Raw genomic sequence first — 16,888 nt, 5'->3', positions numbered from 1 at the left:
CTCATGAATCAACCTCCTTTGTATCTTCTAAGTGGTCTTTGCGCCGATGAACGCCTGTTCCAATTCCTGCAGTTACAGCACCCAAATCCTATAGTCATCCAATGGATTACCCCCGAGCCGCAGGACACCATGGCTTCCTATGCCACGAAATTGATATGGCAAATGGAATTGAACTCGGAGCCTCCTGTATTGGTAGGTTTAAGCTTCGGGGGAATGATGGCGCAGGAGATCGCCAAGCAAATTCCGGTTAAACATGTGATTCTTTTATCAAGTTTAGCCAACACCCAGGAGTTACCCTTGCATTACAAATTAGCCGGAGCCTTACAGATGCAGAAATGGCTTCCGTTGGGCATGTTCAAGGAGTGGGTATCTCCCGCCAACTGGCTCTTTGGAGCGCACACCCCAGAAGAAAAACAGATTCTGAAAGCCATCATCCAGGAGACTGATATTCCTTTTCTGCGCTGGTCGTTAAACCAGATTCTGTTGTGGCGTCACCAAGCTGCAAAAGAAGGAGTGATTGTAATCCATGGAGACCAGGACAAGGTGCTTCCGGTGCCCAACTATCCTGTTCTTCATCTGGTAAAAGGAGGCGAGCACTTGATGGTCATGAGCCGGGCGGAGGAAGTGAGCGCCTTAATTAATCAATACCTTTCATAGAAGTTTAGGCCTCCTTTTCTCAAAAACAGCTCCAAAATAGAAAGGCTTTCCTGTTTGCTCCCCAATCGCTTTCTTTGTGCAAACATTCAGTACAACATGGCACGAATACTTACCGGCATTCAAAGCAGTGGGCGTCCGCACTTGGGCAACCTGCTAGGAGCCATTCTTCCCGCAATAGAGCTTTCCAAAAATTCAGGCAACGACTCCCTCTATTTCATCGCAGACTTACACTCCCTCACTTCCATTCGGGATGCGCAGGAGCGAAAGATGAATACGTATGCCGTAGCGGCTGCTTGGCTGGCCTTCGGGTTTGATACAGACAAAAACATTTTCTACCGTCAGTCAGATGTGCCCGAGGTAACCGAATTGACCTGGTATTTGAGCTGCTTCGCGCCGTACCCCATGTTGGCCAACGCCCATTCCTTCAAAGACAAATCGGCCCGCCGTGGATTGTCTGACGTGAATGCCGGTCTGTTCACCTACCCTATTCTCATGGCTGCCGACATCCTGCTGTACGATGCCGAGTTTGTGCCCGTGGGCAAAGACCAGATCCAGCACCTCGAAATCACCCGCGATGTCGCCAGTTCCTTTAACCACATTTACGGCGAGACCTTTGTTTTGCCGGAGGCGAAGGTAGACGAAACTGTGATGACAGTGCCAGGGATTGACGGGGAGAAAATGAGCAAGTCCTACGGAAATACCATTGACATTTTCCTGCCAGACAAAGACCTGCGCAAACGGGTGATGAGCATTGTCACCGACAGCAAAGGTCTGGAAGAACCTAAGGACCCTGCCACAGATAACACGTTCCGGTTGTACTCGTTGTTGGCCTCAGAAGAGCAAGTTGAGACCATGCGCCAAAACTACCTGGCAGGCGGATACGGATACGGACACGCCAAACAGGCCCTATATGACCTTATCTTAACCAAGTACGCAGAGCCGCGCGAGCGTTTCCATTACTACATGAACAACTTGCCGGAACTGGATGCCAAACTAGCAGAAGGAGCCGCTAAAGCCCGCGCTATTGGAGCCCCGGTTTTGAAGCGAGTTAGAGAAAAGCTAGGATTTTAAGCTCCACAAAAAGTAAATCAGGAATAAGAATTTAGAACTCTTCTTCCAACCTAAACAGGAGAGCCGGGCCTAACGAGACCCGGCTCTCCTGTTTTCATCCGCTTTTAAAGGGCCTTAATTCTTTCAAAGCTAAACCAATCCATAGCTTAAGGCTTCATTTCTAAAAGAAATGCTTAAAACAGAAATGGCTCCTGCCTAGGAGAACCTACACGGGAGCCATTTATCTTATTGATCAATTAATTACTATCGGGCGGAGAGACTACCCTTTCCAAACTTCTTCGCGCACGTTTTTACCTACGCTTAGGATAAGACGAGTTGGGTTGGGAACCAGCACTAGGCGTGCTTCTTTGTTAGGGTAAGCATCGGCTTCAACCCAAACACCCTGCTTGCCGGTAAGGTCCACTTGGCCTTCGGCGTTAAGGGCTTCTGGTAAATAGGCGGTCGGCAGAAGGACATCGGTGTCTGGGCAAACCTGCATGTGCACATCGCCAAGGACATCTTCCAGATACTCTCCGTAATTGTCATTGAACTCATCTTCCAAATCGTGCAGTTCTTCTTCCACGTCGTCATACCGATCATCGTTGTAAGAAAGTTTGCTTAACTCCTGCTTCTTCTGGATTATAGTGACCAGCGCTTTATTCAGTTCCTGGATATTCATGGGTTCTTATTTTTTACAAATTTTATAACATCTGAGACTATTTCCAAGTAGACCCGCCAAATCCATACGCTAAAAACCTATTTTCTTTCCTCCACAATTATTCTATTTTTACACAAATTGTCATTCAAACCAGAGCTTTACCTTAAAAACTCTTCTATGGCTGAGCCCACCGATTTTCTTCCCCTAAACGGTACAGATTACATTGAATTCTATGTGGGCAATGCCAAACAGAGCGCCTATTACTACCAGAGTGCTTTTGGGTTTGAGCTGGTAGCCTATGCCGGACCTGAGACCGGAGTACGTGACCGGGCCTCGTATGTGTTGCAACAGGGCAAGGTTCGGTTTGTGCTCACCACCTCTCTCCTGCCAGACTCACCCATCTCTGAGCACGTGCGCCTCCACGGCGATGGCGTGAAAGTGATGGCGTTGTGGGTAGACGATGCATACAAATCGTATGAGGAAACCATCAGCCGTGGGGCCAAGTCAGCGGGCGAGCCCCAGACCTTAACCGATGAGTTTGGCGAGGTAAGAATCGCTTCTATCTACACCTACGGCGAGACGGTGCATACCTTTGTGGAGCGCAAAAACTACACCGGCGCCTTTATGCCCGGGTTCAAGCCGCGCAAAAGCACCGTGCCTGTGACACCGGTAAACCTCAAACACGTGGACCACTGCGTAGGAAACGTAGGCTGGGGTGAGATGAACACCTGGGTAGACTTCTACGCCAAGGTGATGGGCTTCCAGTTGCTGCTCACTTTTGACGACGAGGATATCTCCACAGAGTACTCGGCGCTCATGAGCAAAGTGATGAGCAACGGCAATGGTTACGTGAAATTCCCCATCAACGAGCCCGCCGAAGGAAAGAAGAAATCGCAAATTGAGGAATACCTTGATTTTTACCACAGCCCCGGTGTGCAGCACATTGCTATCGCCACTGATGATATTGTCCATACCGTGGGCGAGTTGCGCAGGCGGGGGGTTGAATTCCTGACGGTTCCTAGCTCTTACTACGAAGACCTGCTGGACCGCGTAGGAACCATTGAGGAAGACCTCAAGCCCCTGCAGGACCTCAACATTTTGGTAGACCGCGACAATGAAGGGTATCTGCTCCAAATCTTCACCAAACCCGTGGAAGACCGCCCTACCGTCTTTTATGAGATCATTCAACGAAAAGGGGCCAAATCTTTCGGGAAAGGGAATTTTAAAGCTCTATTTGAATCAATTGAACGTGAACAGGCCCTTAGGGGTAACTTATAAACCGTTAAAGCCGTTCTGAGACTGTTTTCACCAAAACAGCCCCTAAACGCTTTTGTCTTTTCTACAAAACTATGGAAAACAATCTATCGCTGGAGCCAGCCGTATTGAACAAGGTAAATACCTGGTTAGAAGGTGCCTATGACCAAGACACCAAGACAGAACTGCAACGTCTTATTGATAGTCAGGATGCCGATGCCTTGACGGACTCCTTTTACAAAGACCTGGAGTTTGGGACTGGGGGCTTGCGCGGGATCATGGGCGTGGGCAGCAACAGGATGAACCGCTACACGGTAGGCATGGCCACCCAAGGCCTTAGCAACTACCTGTTAAAATCTTTCCCGGGGCAGCAGATCAGCGTGGCTATCGCCCATGATAGTCGTAACAACAGTCCTTACTTTGCCAACGTGGTAGCCGATGTGTTCAGCGCCAACGGTATTAAAGTGTATTTCTTCAAAGAACTGAGACCAACCCCCGAATTGTCTTTTGCTATTCGCCACCTGGGCTGCCAAAGCGGTGTGGTGTTGACTGCTTCCCATAACCCTAAAGAATACAACGGCTACAAAGCCTACTGGAACGACGGTGGCCAAGTAACCGCCCCGCACGATAAAAACATCATTGCCGAGGTAAACAAAATCACCTCTTTGGACCAGGTGAAGTTTGAGCGCAACGAGTCCAACGTAGAATTCATCCTGGATGAGGTGGATCAGGCCTACTTAGACAAAGTGGCGACGCTTTCCGTGGATCCGGAGATGATTAAACGTCAGCATGACCTGAGCATCGTCTACACGCCTATTCACGGAACGGGCATTACCCTAGTGCCGCGGGCGCTGGAGCGTTTTGGGTTTACCAACATGCACGTTTTAGAGGCACAAGCTACCCCAGATGGAAACTTCCCGACGGTAGTGTACCCTAACCCCGAAGAGAAAGACGCCATGAACCTGGCGATGCAGAAAGCAGAGGAGCTGAACGCCGAGCTGGTTCTGGCCACTGACCCTGATGCTGACCGCGTAGGCATTGCAGTTCGGGACCTTAACGGAAAGTTTGTGCTCCTGAACGGTAACCAGACAGCTGCCCTACTCACCTATTACATTCTACAGGCCTGGAAAAAAGCCGGAAAGCTCACCGGCAAAGAGTACGTGGTCAACACCATTGTCACCACAGACCTGATCAACCGAGTGGCCGAGGGCTTTGGGGTGGACTGCTACGAAACCTTAACAGGCTTCAAGTACATTGCCACCATCATGCGCGAGAAAGAAGGCCAGGCCCAGTATATCTGCGGCGGCGAGGAAAGCTACGGTTTCCTGGTGGGTGATTTCGTGCGCGACAAAGATGCGGTCTCTTCCTGCGCTATGATTGCCGAGATGGCAGCTGCGGCAAAAGATCAGGGCAAGAGCTTGTATGAGCTTATGATCCAGATGTACCAGGAGTTTGGCTACTACAAAGAGGATTTGATCTCCCTCACCAAGAAAGGTCATAGAGGGGCCCAGGAAATCCAAGAGATGATGCAGGAGCTACGGGAGAACCCGCCTAAAACCATTGCTAGCTCTGAGGTGGTAGAATTGATTGACTATAAAACCGGCTTCCGCAGAAACCTGCGTACTGGTGAAGAAAGCGCCACCGGCCTGGAAAGCTCTAACGTTCTTCAGTTCCTGACCGAAGATGGCACCAAGGTATCAGCGAGACCATCCGGCACTGAGCCTAAGATCAAGTTCTACTTCAGCGTTCGGGAGCCTTTAGCTTCAGCTGATGAGTTTGAACAAGTAGGTACCAAATTAGACCAGAAAATACAGCAGATTATCTCAGATCTAAACCTGAAGTAATTGCAAATGATTAATAAGATAAAGCCCTTGCTGAAAATTTCAGTAAGGGCTTTATCTTTTATGAACAGACCACACTTACAAGGAATTTTGGACTAGAGAGAGTGCCCCTTCCAGCCTACCTGATGCCTTGAACAATCTTAGGCCTTCAAGCTTGATTTTAAAAAAGTATAAACTTTTTTACACCTATTGTATTTAAAAAAGATAAATTATACCTTTTCAGAAATTAATCTACAATATACTTCTAGTTTAAATCTACTTTTTTCAGAATTTACGTAGATACAACGCGTGGTTAGTAAAATTTTGGGCCCTAGTAGTAAGAAGAGTTCTCTATACTTTGAAAATCCTTTAAGATTTTGGCCCAATAAACCGTTTTAACAAAGCACTTGTGCTTATGCTTTCAATTTTGTAGTATTAAATACTGAATACCTGATGCTTACCGCTTATTTCTGGGGAGCAAGGTTTCAAGCCTTCGCTTACCATTTTACCGTAAATGTTTTCAGGGATCTTATATACTAAAATCCCCTTTTTTACGATTAATAACAAGAGGTTCATACACTTAAGAAGACAGAACATTTGATATAACTATTACTACCCTCCTACATCTGGATCACCCCACCAAGTAGCACCTGTTTCTGGATAGGCAGACGCAATAGTTCTGTAAAGTTTTCTTCTTCACAAGGTTACCTATATTGATGTTGTTTACTTTTTCCAGAAAACCGAATGCATTCATTCAAAAGCTATCTGCTGATATTTGCTATTTATCTCTATAGCTCTTCCCTGGCATTGGGGCAAACCACCCCACCGCCACCTTGCGGCGCCGCTATTACACCACCTGCCAACACCACCGTCTGCTCTGGAACCCCATTAACGGCCACGCCATCTGGTGCCGGCTTTTTCTACCAATGGCAGAAAGACGGGGTTAACATTCCTAATGCAAACCAGAGCACCTTCCCTTTGGAAGAATCTGGCAGCTACACCGTCATTGTGGTAGGCCCTACCTGCGCGGCCGATACTTCTGATGCCGTTGCCATGACGGTAAACAAAGAGGAAGCAAAGTTCAGCGTGGAGAGTAGAGATCCGATGTCTCCCCAAAGCACTGATCCGGACTCATGCGGTATACCTGTAAAGGTTACGTTAAAGAATGAGTCTACTCCTGCTACCGGTGTTACCTACAAATGGGAAATCTTGGAGGGAGAAGACCCGGTAGCCCCAACTACCGCCAAATACATTGAGGGCACTTCTGAAACATCGGAGAATCCGATCATTCAGTTCAATGTAAAAGGGCAATACACTATTAAACTACGAATTCAGGGACCTTGCTTTGACCCTAATAACCCAGACGGACCAGAAGACCCTGAAGATCCTGAGAACCCAGACGCAGAATCTGACGGACGCTATGTCCACGAAGAAACAGTGGTCATTGTTTATCCGCAAGTTACTCCGCAGGCTTTTAGTGAATGCGAAGAGCCTGGCGTTCCCTATCAAACCACAGGGAACGCCCTTGCGCAGTTTGACCCCAATACTCCAGAACCAATCAAACAGGGCTCTATTTTGTGGGCAGTGGTGCAGGGAACCGGCGTAACCATCAGTAACCCAGCTGAGGAGAACCCTACCATTACGTTCCCCGAGAAAAGAGGCTCTTACGTTTTATCCGTTAAATTTGAAAACCAGTGCGAAAGCTCCGATGCTTTGGAAGGTACCCCAACGTTGATTAACGTTGACTTCAATCCGCGTCCGGCTAAGCCTTTCTTACAGGTTGCTCAAACTTCTATTTGCGCGGGGGGGAACTATGAAATTGCTCCTAGCCCTAATGATCCTAGGAAATCTTACAACTTCTACGCTACGGCTACAAGTACCACGCCTTTGAATACCAGTGGTCCGGTACCTTCTTATTTCGCGGGTCCGGTGAACAGCAGGACTGTGTATTACATTACGGCGGTAGAAGGCGATTGCGAAAGCTTAGAACGTAGTGAATTCACCATCAACATCATTCAGCAGGACATTGAAAATACCATTGGTACTGCCCAAACCATTTGTGCTGACACACGGCCAGCTACCTTAACCGGGAATGATGCAAGTTCTGGCAATAACAGACCTATTTATTTGTGGGAAAGCCGTGCCGAAGGTGAAACGGAGTTCACTACCGCCCAGGGAACCAGCAACCAGCAAAGCTATTCACCTCCGGTTTTAACACAAACTACCACGTACCGTCGTACCGTCACGTTTGAAGGTTGTGACACGCCAATCCTTAGCGCTGAGGTAACCATACAGGTCCTTCCGGTGATTGAGCCAAGTGAAAACACCATTGAAGTAGACCGCGAGCTGGTATGTAGAGGGTCGGCCCCAACTTTTACCGGCAACCTGCTCACCGGAGACATTGAGTACGTGTGGCAAAGCAGCACTACCAGCGAGACCGCGGGCTTTGTGGATGCCCCTGCTGCTCCTGGCTCTGACAATAAAAATGGAGCTTCCTTTACCCCGGCTTTCGTGTCACAGCCTACCTGGTTCAGAAGGGTAGCCAGATACAGAAACACCAACTGCGGGTTCGTGCCATCAGCCCGAGCAATCCTGATCAACATTGAGGAATTGCCGCAGGCTCCTATTGTGAAGTCAGCTGATGTGAGTACTTGCCAGGGAAGTTCTGCTATTTTGGAAGTGGAGCCTGCCACAACAGGCACGTATACTTACGTATGGTACACAGAGGCTACCGGAGGATCTCCTATTGGCTCTGGCTCACCGTTCTCTACTCCTCCGTTAACCGCGAACAGCATATTTTACGTGGAGGCCATCAGCGCCAATGAATGCGTAAGTGATCGCAGAACTGCCGTGCGGGTGACCGTTGCCCCTATTTCTGCCAACGCAGGAAGAGACACCACTATCATCCAAGGGCAATCGGTTCAACTGAAGGCATCAGGCGGTACTACTTACACCTGGACTCCAACCACTGGCTTAAGCGATCCAAACGTTGCAAACCCTCTGGCAACCCTGGCGGTGACTACCACTTACACCGTGACGGTTTCCAGCGGAGCAGGTTGCGAGGCGGTAGATGATGTTACCATTACGGTTTTACCAAGAATCGTGATTGTAAACACGTTCAGCCCAAACCGCGACGGTATCAATGAACTCTGGGAAATCCAGAACATTGAGAATTACCCCGATGCCACAGTGGAGATTTTCAACCGCTACGGTGCCCGGGTTTTCCAATCAAACGGATACGCGCAGCCTTGGGATGGTACTTACAACGGCAGTCCGCTCCCACTGGCCACATACTACTACATCATCCGCCTGAGAAAAGACGAGAAACCATTCACGGGCAGCATCACCATTATCAAATAATCAGATGAAGAAACATATAGGCGCTTTTCTGGTTTTTCTGCTTTTCACTGCCCCAGTGTGGGGACAACAGCGGCCGCAGTACAGCCAGTACATGATCAACAGCTACTTGCTGAATCCGGCCATCACCGGGATTGAAGATTACACCGAAGTAAAAATTGGGACCCGTCAGCAGTGGGTGGGGTTAGAGGGTGCTCCCAAGACTTATCACGTTAGTGTGCACACCCCTTTGAATAAACAGGTTGCCAGTGTGCGCACGTCGGGTAAGGGAATTACCAGCACCCGTACGGTGAACAAGAACCGTTTCGTGCGGGCATATCCGCACCACGGGGTGGGCATCCAGGCCATTAGGGATGAGACCGGGCCTTTAAGCCGCACCAATGTGAACCTGACATACGCCTACCACTTGCCCATTACCAGAACCATTACCGTGTCTATGGGGGCCAGTGCCGGAATTCTGCGGAACAGTTTCAACCCAAGCAAGGCCACCTTCACCAATCCAGACCCAGCAATCGGTAGCAGTTACGTAAACCGTAATTACTTTGACCTGGGCCTTGGAGCCTGGATTTACTCTAACAGCTTTTTCGTGGGATTGTCAGGCGCCCAATTATTAAAGAGCAACAGAGATTTGAACCCAGGTGAGGAAAACGAGGTATCTAACAACGTCCTTCAGAAGCACTTTATAGGAACAGCGGGTTACAAATTCAATGCTGGGCGCGATGTAACCCTTATCCCGTCGGTGTTAGTAAAACTCACCGATCCTAGCCCCACCACTTTGGATTTTAACCTGAGAGCCATTTACGCAGACCGCGTTTGGGCGGGAGTCTCTTTCCGGAACCAGGATGCTTTTGCCTTGATGACTGGTGTGAACATCAGCCACATTATGGATGTAAGCTATTCTTATGACTACAACACCTCTGAGTTAAGATTGGCTAATTCTGGAACCCACGAGGTGGTGTTAGGTTTGAAACTCTTCAACAAAGCCAAGGTGATTTGCCCAAGGTGGATGCATTGATTATGTAACTAAATAAAAAAGAAGCCCCTAATCCAAAATGAATTAGGGGCTTCTTTTTTGAAATCACCCGAAAAAGATAAAAAGGAGTTTAGTGCTTGTTTTACTAAAGTAGGCTCCAAACTCCTTTTAGGGTTCTGCCCTACCAGTTACTACCTTTTGATAAAGGACTGGGATCAATGCCAAACTAGTCTTGCGGATATCCAGCCTCCCCATCAGAACTAATTTTCCTCACGCCCTTAAAATAGAAAGGCCCCACCTCAGTAGAGATGGGGCCTTTCTAGTAGGGTTTAGCTTTGTTATGATTTCACAGCCGTGATGGTTTGAATAGTGCCATCTGGGTTGTGCTTTAACTCAGTGACTTTGATGTTACGCAGGTGGGTTTTTCCGGAAAGCTGCGTGTCATGGTAGAAAAGGTACCATTTGCCTTTGAACTCCACTATTGAATGGTGGTTTGTCCAGCCTTGTACGGGGTTCAGGAGAACGCCTTGGTACGTGAAAGGTCCGGCTGGTGAATCGCCAATGGCGTAGGCAATGTTGTGGGTATCCCCGGTAGAGTAAGAGAAGTAGTACTTACCGTTGTATGTGTGCAGCCAGGCAGCCTCAAAGAAACGTTTGTCGTGATCAGTGGCTGGGAATGGCTTTCCGTTTTTATCTAAGATCTGCACGTCTTTCACCGGACCATCGAATCCTAACATATCGGCGCGCATCTTGGCCATTTTAGGAGCCAGAGCGTTACCCGTAGCCGGCTCAGGAGCAGCCGTAGAGTCATACTTCCCGGTTGCCCAACGCTGTAATTGTCCGCCCCAGATGCCGCCGAAATACATGTAAGAGGTACCGTCGGTGTCGGTGAAAACGGCTGGGTCAATGCTGAAAGAACCAGCTATTGGTTTTGGTTCCGCTTTGAATGGGCCGGTAGGCGAAGTAGACGTTGCTACTCCTATTCTGAAGACATCCTGCTTGTCTTTCACCGGGAAATAGAGGTAGTATTTACCATTCTTGAAAGCGGCATCAGGCGCCCACAATTGGCGACCTGCCCACGGAATATCTTTTATGTCCAAGGCTACCCCATGATCGGTTACCTTGCCGTTAATGTCGTCCATGGAGAAGATGTGGTAATCCCGCATGTCAAAGTGGTCACCGTTGTCATTCTCAGGGGTACCGGCTTCAATGTCGTGAGAAGGGTAAATGTAGATCTTACCGTTGAACACATGCGCCGATGGGTCGGCGGTGTAGATCTCCGTTACCAAAGGTTTAGACAGGTACTTTGAATCAGAGGAATCGGTAGAAGCAGTAGTGCCACTCTGTACTTCTGAAGATTTAGTTTCTGCCGACCCAGACTGCTTTTGGCAGGCGCTGGTGAAAGCAGAAGCTGCTACAAATACCAAAGGCAGGTACTTGGCGGTTCTAAACTTTGTCATCTTTCGTTTGTGGTTTTAGATTAGTTAGGTGAATATAGGCAAAACTCTTTTTCTCTCTGCAACCGATTGCAATAAAATCACAACAAAAGCATTACACCAGAGTAACTTTCAATTAACCTTCCATTTCCGCTTCATCTTTGAGGCTTTGATTCGGAATATCCGAAAGGAATAAACGTGAGAGTTGCCAGAGCCCAGCCAAGGCTCTCTCTGCTTACTGCCCTCCATTTTAAAATCAGGCTTAAAGGTTTAAGGTGGTACTTTGTTTTTATTAAAATATAACGCACTGGAAAGGTGGAGTCGTAAACTTCTGCGTATCAACCTTTTCGGTCTACTTTGTAAAAAATAGCCTGAAAGCCGTTCGGAAATAAAGTTGAATTATTCCAAACTGATTTCATCCGGAGACAACCTTAGCCGAAATAAACTTCGTTTAAGCAAGGAAAGATAAATGATACCTCTACAAATTATCTACAACTATGACTGTTAAACACCCCAACCTCAACGTAACCGAGAGCTTTGAAGAAGCAATTGTTTCAAAGAATATTGAGGAGTCCATAGAGGCTGAAATAGAGGATGTTTCCCTTGCCCATAAAAGCACCGAAAACCCCTTACCCCGGGTAGTTCTGCGGCCTAACACCTACTCTTTGCTGGACGGAGAATGGAAATTCTCCCTTGACCAGGATGACCGGGGCCTGCGGGAAGGTTGGTACCTGGGTTATAAATTCAAGCATACCGCCAACTGGCCGGGCTCTGTAGAGGAACACATGGCCCAGAACAAAGAAACGCTGCAAACCCCTGCCTGGCAAGACAAGGTGATTGCCTGGTACGAGCGGGAGTTCACCAGACCCGAGAAGCTGGAAAGCGGCGGGAAGCGGATCTACCAAATCACCTTCGGGGCTTGTGGGTACGAAACTCGGGTTTGGCTTAACGGCCGGCTGCTCACCGACATTGAAGGCGGCGAAGTGCACTACGGGGAATACAACTCCTTTTCCTTTGAGATAAACGAAGACCATCTGTTGCCGGTGAACTGGCTTACCGTGCGTATCTCGCACAGCATGGATGCAGAGGTACCGCGGGGTAAACAGGAATCTCACGTGTACAAGCGCGGGGGTATCTGGTACCAAACCTATACCGGGGCGGTAAGAAGTGTCTGGATTGAAACGGTAGAGCGCAACCGCCTCCGCTCCAGGGTAGGGGTGCAAGGCCTCATTGAAGACTCACTAGTACGGTTCAACTTCACCACCAGAATCCAAGACCCGGGCCAGTACACCCTCCGATTGAACATCTATGAACGGGATGCCCCCGATGACTCCGCTCCTCTTGCCACCTCAGACTATGAACTTAGGTTAGAGGCCGGCCAGAAATCTCAGTATGTTGTCATTGAGGTTCCGAATGCCGAGCTCTGGAGTCCCGAGGACCCACACCTGTACCGGTTTGAGGCGCACCTGATAGATGCCTCTGGATACGCCTCTGAAATAGCCGGACACTTTGGTCTGCGCAAGATTGAAGCCCGCGGTCGGCACATCTACCTTAACAACAAGGAAATCTACATTGATGGTATTTTGTACCAGCCGGGTACGGCCACTTATGAGGAGATGAAGCGGCACATGTACGCCATGAAAGAACTGGGCTGTAACCTGGTTCGGGTGCACATTGCCGGAATTGATCCTCGGATTTATAATCTGGCCGATGAAATGGGCTTGCTGCTCTGGGTGGAAGTGCCCAGTCCGCACTCCTCTACCAAACGCAGCCGCGAAAATCACCGCATAGAACTGCTGCGCATGTTGGCCCTCATTGAAACTAACCCATCGGTGGTGATCTGGAGCTTGTACAACGAGGACTGGGGAGCCCAGGACATTGCCACCAACCCTGAAACGCGCCAATACATTATGGAGATCTTCCACTTCATGAAGATCAGATATCCGCAGTTCCTGGTGGTAGACAACGACGGTTGGCAACACATTTCCTATGAAGGCAAATTAAAGACTGACTTACTCACCGCCCACCTGTACACGCCCAAATTGAACAAGTGGAAAAAACTGCTGGATAAAATGACGGCCGGTGAAATGGAAGGCGTGGCCGTGCTGCCTTTGGTGATTGGGGACCAGTACTTCTACCGTGGCCAGACTCCGTTGATTGTAAGTGAGTGGGGTGGATTCGGGTTCTCAGATTACGGCGGACCGGAAAGTTCTGAGGAACGTACTGAACGGATCAGGGCATTCAAACAGGAGTTGCGTAAGCGCCGGATAGCCGGTGATGTCTACACCCAGGCTACCAACATTGAGGAAGAGAAAAACGGATTGATTGACTTCCATACTGGAGAGCTATCGGTGCCGGCGGGTCTATTGAGCACCCAGAATACCGACTTTGAGCAGCAGCCCAGCAAGCGGGTTGGCCGTAAGAAAAAGAAAAAAGAGTAGTTAGTGGGAGCTTCGCTCCGAAAGGACCTGTTTAGGGTGTGTTTTGCAAAAACGTGCTTTAAACAGGTTCTTCTTTATCAAAAGATTTAAGCTATAACCCTCTAAAACATTCCTCCTTTTAAATTGTCATTCACCAACTAATAAAGAACAACCTATGAAAAAACTTCTGCTGTCTTTGATGCTAGGCATCGGTACGGTACAAGGCTGGGCGCAAAACCTTCCTCAGCCAGACCGCATCAAAACCGAGAAAGGCGATTTGATTGTCCAACCCATTAACCACGGAACGCTGGCCCTGCAGTGGAACGGCAAGAACATTTGGGTTGATCCTTACGGAGGCGCCTCCTTGTTCGCGGGCCTGGCGAACCCTGACCTGATCCTCATCACTGACATTCACCCTGACCATCTGGACCTGAAAACCTTGCAAGCCCTCCCCATCACTGGTGCTACCATTGTAGCCCCTCAAGCGGTGGTAGACCAATTACCTGAGCAGATGAAGTCCAAAGCGGTTGTGCTCAGCAACGGGGCCAAAACAAAACAACTGGACATGGACATCCAAGCCATTCCCATGTACAACCTACCTGAGTCTCCCACTACGCCCCACACCAAGGGCCGCGGCAACGGGTATGTGCTTCGTATTGGAAACAAAAACGTGTACCTCTCCGGTGATACCGAGGACATCCCCGAAATGCGTGCCTTGAAGAACATTGACGTTGCGTTTGTGTGCATGAACCTGCCCTATACTATGGACGTTGACCAGGCTGTTTCAGCGGTGTTAGACTTCAAACCTAAAGTAGTGTACCCCTACCATTACCGGGGGCAGAACGGCTTCAGTGATGTAAATGCCTTCAAAACCAAAGTAGAGGCAGGCAAGAAGAATGTAGAAGTACGTTTGCGGGAATGGTATCCTAAAAGCTAATCCTCGGCCTGCTTACAGAACCATCTTTAAGCTTCATTTTACAAAACATCCTAAAAACAAGAGCGGGGCTTTTCTAAGCCCCGCTCTTGTTACTTAGAAAGCTTCCTACAGTCTGTTATAGTCTACATCCTCTGAATCAGTTTCTTTGCTACCCAGGGGTTGGTCATTCATTCTTAGGCCATTGGCGCTCCCATCCATGGCATCATAACTTCCTTCCATCTCAAACCCGGGACCTTGGGTGTCAGACTCCTTGCTGTCTGGGTCATTGGCTCCGTAGCCGGTTAATTCATTTCCACCAATGTGCAGATTCTCCAGTTTGTCTTTCTGATCGTTCCGCTGCAGGTCACCCTTTGGTCCTACGTTACGCTTGGCCGAAGGGTCTGGGCTGTTGCCCATGGTGTTCCGGTCATTGTAATCATCGTGGATGTTTTTGGTGTTTGATTTCTCCTGGTCTTTATCGTCGTTGAAAATATCTAGAATACCCATAGTTGTAAATTTAAAGTTCTAGGATTGTTTACGGCGATGGGTGCAGGTAGTTTAAAACCAGCCCTTTCTACATGAAAAGAGGACCTGCTAATTACAGGTCCTCTTTTCATGTAGAAAGGGCTGGAAGGATAGGCTTAGTGTTTTTTGCCTTTTTTCTTCTTTCCGCCGTGCCCTTGGCCATTCCCGTTGCCGTGTCCTTTACCGTTTTTTTTTCTGTTGGCCTGGGGCATACGCTTTGGCAGATTTGTCACCGTACACCTTCTTGGCTTGTCCTGGAGGCATTCCACTGGTAGAAGAGGTTCTGGGTTCCCGGAAGATGACACCCGGCAAGGAACCTGGATACCGCTGGCTTTTAGAAGTGCCGGTGCCTGAAGGGTACCGCGAACTGCTGTTGTTTCTGGAACTGGAGCAGGAAGCAACACTCACCAGAAAGACGATCAAAACTACTAATTGTACAATCTGTCTTTTCATAAAATTCTCTCAATAGCCTAACTTTTGCAAAGGTGGCTGCAAGTATAAAGCCAAAAAATTTACGAGAAGACGTTTGCAAACCCATTTTAGTAAACAAACCCTGAAACGATATCATACCAGGCGCTGTTTGGTCGTTACAAGAAACACAGATCCTCCTTCTTTTCAGGGCGTTACAGAATGGCTAAGCTAGCTTTTTATATTTTACTTTTTTTCTTCTCCTTACCGTCTTTTGCCCAGGGAACCATCGCCTCCCCGGACAGGGGGCCGCAAGGTGCACCCGTGATACCGGTGTCGCAAGCCAAAACCACGGAAGGCATTGCCCGGTTTGTCAACAGCCACTACAAAACGCCGCAGGAGAAAGTGAAGGCCATTTACCAGTGGCTTGCCACCAACATAAGCTATGACGTGCTGGCTTTGACCAACATGCCCCGCTACTATGAGAAGGAAGCGCTCATCACCCAAACGCTTTCTACCAAAAGAGCCCTTTGCCAAGGCTATGCCGAGGTCTTTTCTGACCTTTGCGCCAAAACAGGCATACAAGCGCACCTGATTACCGGTTTTGTCATCCAGCGGGGTACTTCTACACCCATGACGCACGCCTGGTGCGCCGCTCAGATTGGTGGTCAGTGGTACCTGTTTGACCCCACCTGGGGGGCGGGCTATGTAGACAACGGAATGTTTGTCTCGCGCATCAATGACCGGTACTTCATGGTAGCCCCCGCCAAAATGATTCAGACCCACATCCCGTTTGACCCTCTGTTCCAGTTCCTGACTCAGCCGCTTACCTACCAAGAGTTTCTATCCCCAAGGGCTTTAACCCCTACCCGCAAGCCGGTCTTCTATTTCCGGGATTCCCTTGCCGTTTACCAGGCGTCTACCAGCAAAGCGCAACTGGAGGGCACTATTAGAAGAATTTCGGAGAACAAGGTAATTCCGGCAGTGGCCTTGGAACAACTAAACCACGTGAAGAAAAACCTGGCCGTGGTACACCACAACCAAACCGTAGACCTGTACAACCAGGCGGTCAAATCTTTCAATGCAGCCATCGACAAACTAAACCAATTCACCCGGTACCGCAACAACCGGTTCCAGCCCGCTAAGTCTGACCAGGAGTTGAAGAAAATGCCTCAGAAATGTACAGAAAAGCTGTTAGAGGCGAAGCAATTTCTGCAGCAGATTAAACCTGAGGATAATACAAGTCTTTTTCTTTCGCTGCAGAACATGAAAGCCATGGTAGAAAAGGCCTTGCTGCAGGCGGAGAAACAAGAGGCTTTTGTAGCAAGATACCTGAACACCCCGGTAAAACAGCGCAATGCCCTCTTCTACAAACAAGCCTTGGCTGACACGAATTAATTGTATTAGGTTGTGA

The 16,888-nt window shown here is 48.8% G+C and carries 13 protein-coding genes; 9 read left to right on the top strand and 4 right to left on the bottom strand.

Annotated elements, in window-relative coordinates; all coding sequences use genetic code 11:
* The first annotated feature begins 3 nt into the window (after positions 1–3).
* Both ACW9SV_RS18990 and trpS read left to right on the top strand, forming a co-directional pair.
* Complete coding sequence (locus ACW9SV_RS18990) at positions 4–657, top strand: alpha/beta fold hydrolase (protein WP_479558345.1); 654 nt, start codon at positions 4–6, stop codon at positions 655–657.
* Between the two features lie 96 nt (positions 658–753).
* Positions 754–1,728 carry a tryptophan--tRNA ligase gene (gene trpS, locus ACW9SV_RS18985; RefSeq protein ID WP_479558344.1) on the top strand — a complete coding sequence of 325 codons (975 nt, stop codon included), beginning with the start codon at positions 754–756 and terminating at the stop codon, positions 1,726–1,728.
* A 259-nt stretch (positions 1,729–1,987) separates the two neighbouring features.
* On the opposite strand, the gene ACW9SV_RS18980 is transcribed toward trpS, so the two are convergent.
* Complete coding sequence (locus ACW9SV_RS18980; protein ID WP_479558343.1) at positions 1,988–2,386, bottom strand: hypothetical protein; 399 nt, start codon at positions 2,384–2,386, stop codon at positions 1,988–1,990.
* Positions 2,387–2,542: 156 nt separating this feature from the next.
* Here ACW9SV_RS18980 and hppD point away from each other — a divergent pair, with 156 nt between their 5' ends.
* The 4 genes from hppD to ACW9SV_RS18960 all read left to right on the top strand — a co-directional run bounded on the left by hppD (position 2,543) and on the right by ACW9SV_RS18960 (position 9,811).
* Positions 2,543–3,643 carry a 4-hydroxyphenylpyruvate dioxygenase gene (hppD, locus tag ACW9SV_RS18975; RefSeq protein ID WP_479558342.1) on the top strand — a complete coding sequence of 367 codons (1,101 nt, stop codon included), beginning with the start codon at positions 2,543–2,545 and terminating at the stop codon, positions 3,641–3,643.
* Positions 3,644–3,714: 71 nt separating this feature from the next.
* A complete protein-coding gene (locus ACW9SV_RS18970; RefSeq protein ID WP_479558341.1) occupies positions 3,715–5,463 on the top strand; it encodes a phospho-sugar mutase in 1,749 nt (582 codons plus the stop codon).
* A 720-nt stretch (positions 5,464–6,183) separates the two neighbouring features.
* Positions 6,184–8,799: an Ig-like domain-containing protein gene (locus ACW9SV_RS18965; RefSeq protein ID WP_479558340.1), complete on the top strand. Its 2,616-nt coding sequence runs from the start codon at positions 6,184–6,186 to the stop codon at positions 8,797–8,799.
* A gap of 4 nt (positions 8,800–8,803) precedes the next feature.
* Complete coding sequence (locus ACW9SV_RS18960) at positions 8,804–9,811, top strand: PorP/SprF family type IX secretion system membrane protein (RefSeq protein WP_479558339.1); 1,008 nt, start codon at positions 8,804–8,806, stop codon at positions 9,809–9,811.
* Positions 9,812–10,107: 296 nt separating this feature from the next.
* On the opposite strand, the gene ACW9SV_RS18955 is transcribed toward ACW9SV_RS18960, so the two are convergent.
* Positions 10,108–11,229 (bottom strand): glycoside hydrolase family 43 protein, encoded by a 1,122-nt coding sequence (locus tag ACW9SV_RS18955; protein WP_479558338.1) that lies wholly within the window; start codon positions 11,227–11,229, stop codon positions 10,108–10,110.
* A 473-nt stretch (positions 11,230–11,702) separates the two neighbouring features.
* Between ACW9SV_RS18955 and ACW9SV_RS18950 the strand changes: the two genes are divergently transcribed.
* Together ACW9SV_RS18950 and ACW9SV_RS18945 are read left to right on the top strand one after the other, a co-directional pair.
* On the top strand, positions 11,703–13,646 hold the full coding sequence (locus ACW9SV_RS18950) for a glycoside hydrolase family 2 protein (protein WP_479558337.1): 1,944 nt from the start codon (positions 11,703–11,705) through the stop codon (positions 13,644–13,646).
* A gap of 154 nt (positions 13,647–13,800) precedes the next feature.
* A complete protein-coding gene (locus ACW9SV_RS18945) occupies positions 13,801–14,562 on the top strand; it encodes an MBL fold metallo-hydrolase (protein ID WP_479558336.1) in 762 nt (253 codons plus the stop codon).
* A gap of 105 nt (positions 14,563–14,667) precedes the next feature.
* Here ACW9SV_RS18945 and ACW9SV_RS18940 read toward each other — a convergent pair whose 3' ends face one another.
* Positions 14,668–15,048, bottom strand: coding sequence for a hypothetical protein (locus tag ACW9SV_RS18940; protein ID WP_479558335.1), 381 nt, complete (start codon positions 15,046–15,048; stop codon positions 14,668–14,670).
* Positions 15,049–15,246: 198 nt separating this feature from the next.
* A complete protein-coding gene (locus tag ACW9SV_RS18935; RefSeq protein WP_479558334.1) occupies positions 15,247–15,519 on the bottom strand; it encodes a hypothetical protein in 273 nt (90 codons plus the stop codon).
* Positions 15,520–15,696: 177 nt separating this feature from the next.
* Between ACW9SV_RS18935 and ACW9SV_RS18930 the strand changes: the two genes are divergently transcribed.
* Positions 15,697–16,872 carry a transglutaminase domain-containing protein gene (locus ACW9SV_RS18930; protein ID WP_479558333.1) on the top strand — a complete coding sequence of 392 codons (1,176 nt, stop codon included), beginning with the start codon at positions 15,697–15,699 and terminating at the stop codon, positions 16,870–16,872.
* The last annotated feature ends 16 nt before the right edge of the window (positions 16,873–16,888 follow it).

Source organism: Rufibacter sp. JT20002 (genome assembly GCF_056491185.1).
Note: the sequence above shows the minus strand (reverse complement) of the source record. Positions and strands in the feature narration are given on the sequence as shown.

Excerpts from the sequence above, each read along its gene's own strand:
- ACW9SV_RS18930 (WP_479558333.1), top strand. The coding sequence starts at position 15,697 with ATGGCTAAGCTAGCTTTTTATATTTTACTTTTTTTCTTCTCCTTACCG.
- ACW9SV_RS18960 (WP_479558339.1), top strand. The coding sequence starts at position 8,804 with ATGAAGAAACATATAGGCGCTTTTCTGGTTTTTCTGCTTTTCACTGCC.
- ACW9SV_RS18955 (WP_479558338.1), bottom strand. The coding sequence starts at position 11,229 with ATGACAAAGTTTAGAACCGCCAAGTACCTGCCTTTGGTATTTGTAGCA.
- ACW9SV_RS18980 (WP_479558343.1), bottom strand. The coding sequence starts at position 2,386 with ATGAATATCCAGGAACTGAATAAAGCGCTGGTCACTATAATCCAGAAG.
- ACW9SV_RS18935 (WP_479558334.1), bottom strand. The coding sequence starts at position 15,519 with ATGAAAAGACAGATTGTACAATTAGTAGTTTTGATCGTCTTTCTGGTG.
- ACW9SV_RS18965 (WP_479558340.1), top strand. The coding sequence starts at position 6,184 with ATGCATTCATTCAAAAGCTATCTGCTGATATTTGCTATTTATCTCTAT.
- ACW9SV_RS18950 (WP_479558337.1), top strand. The coding sequence starts at position 11,703 with ATGACTGTTAAACACCCCAACCTCAACGTAACCGAGAGCTTTGAAGAA.
- trpS (WP_479558344.1), top strand. The coding sequence starts at position 754 with ATGGCACGAATACTTACCGGCATTCAAAGCAGTGGGCGTCCGCACTTG.
- ACW9SV_RS18940 (WP_479558335.1), bottom strand. The coding sequence starts at position 15,048 with ATGGGTATTCTAGATATTTTCAACGACGATAAAGACCAGGAGAAATCA.
- ACW9SV_RS18990 (WP_479558345.1), top strand. The coding sequence starts at position 4 with ATGAATCAACCTCCTTTGTATCTTCTAAGTGGTCTTTGCGCCGATGAA.
- ACW9SV_RS18970 (WP_479558341.1), top strand. The coding sequence starts at position 3,715 with ATGGAAAACAATCTATCGCTGGAGCCAGCCGTATTGAACAAGGTAAAT.
- hppD (WP_479558342.1), top strand. The coding sequence starts at position 2,543 with ATGGCTGAGCCCACCGATTTTCTTCCCCTAAACGGTACAGATTACATT.
- ACW9SV_RS18945 (WP_479558336.1), top strand. The coding sequence starts at position 13,801 with ATGAAAAAACTTCTGCTGTCTTTGATGCTAGGCATCGGTACGGTACAA.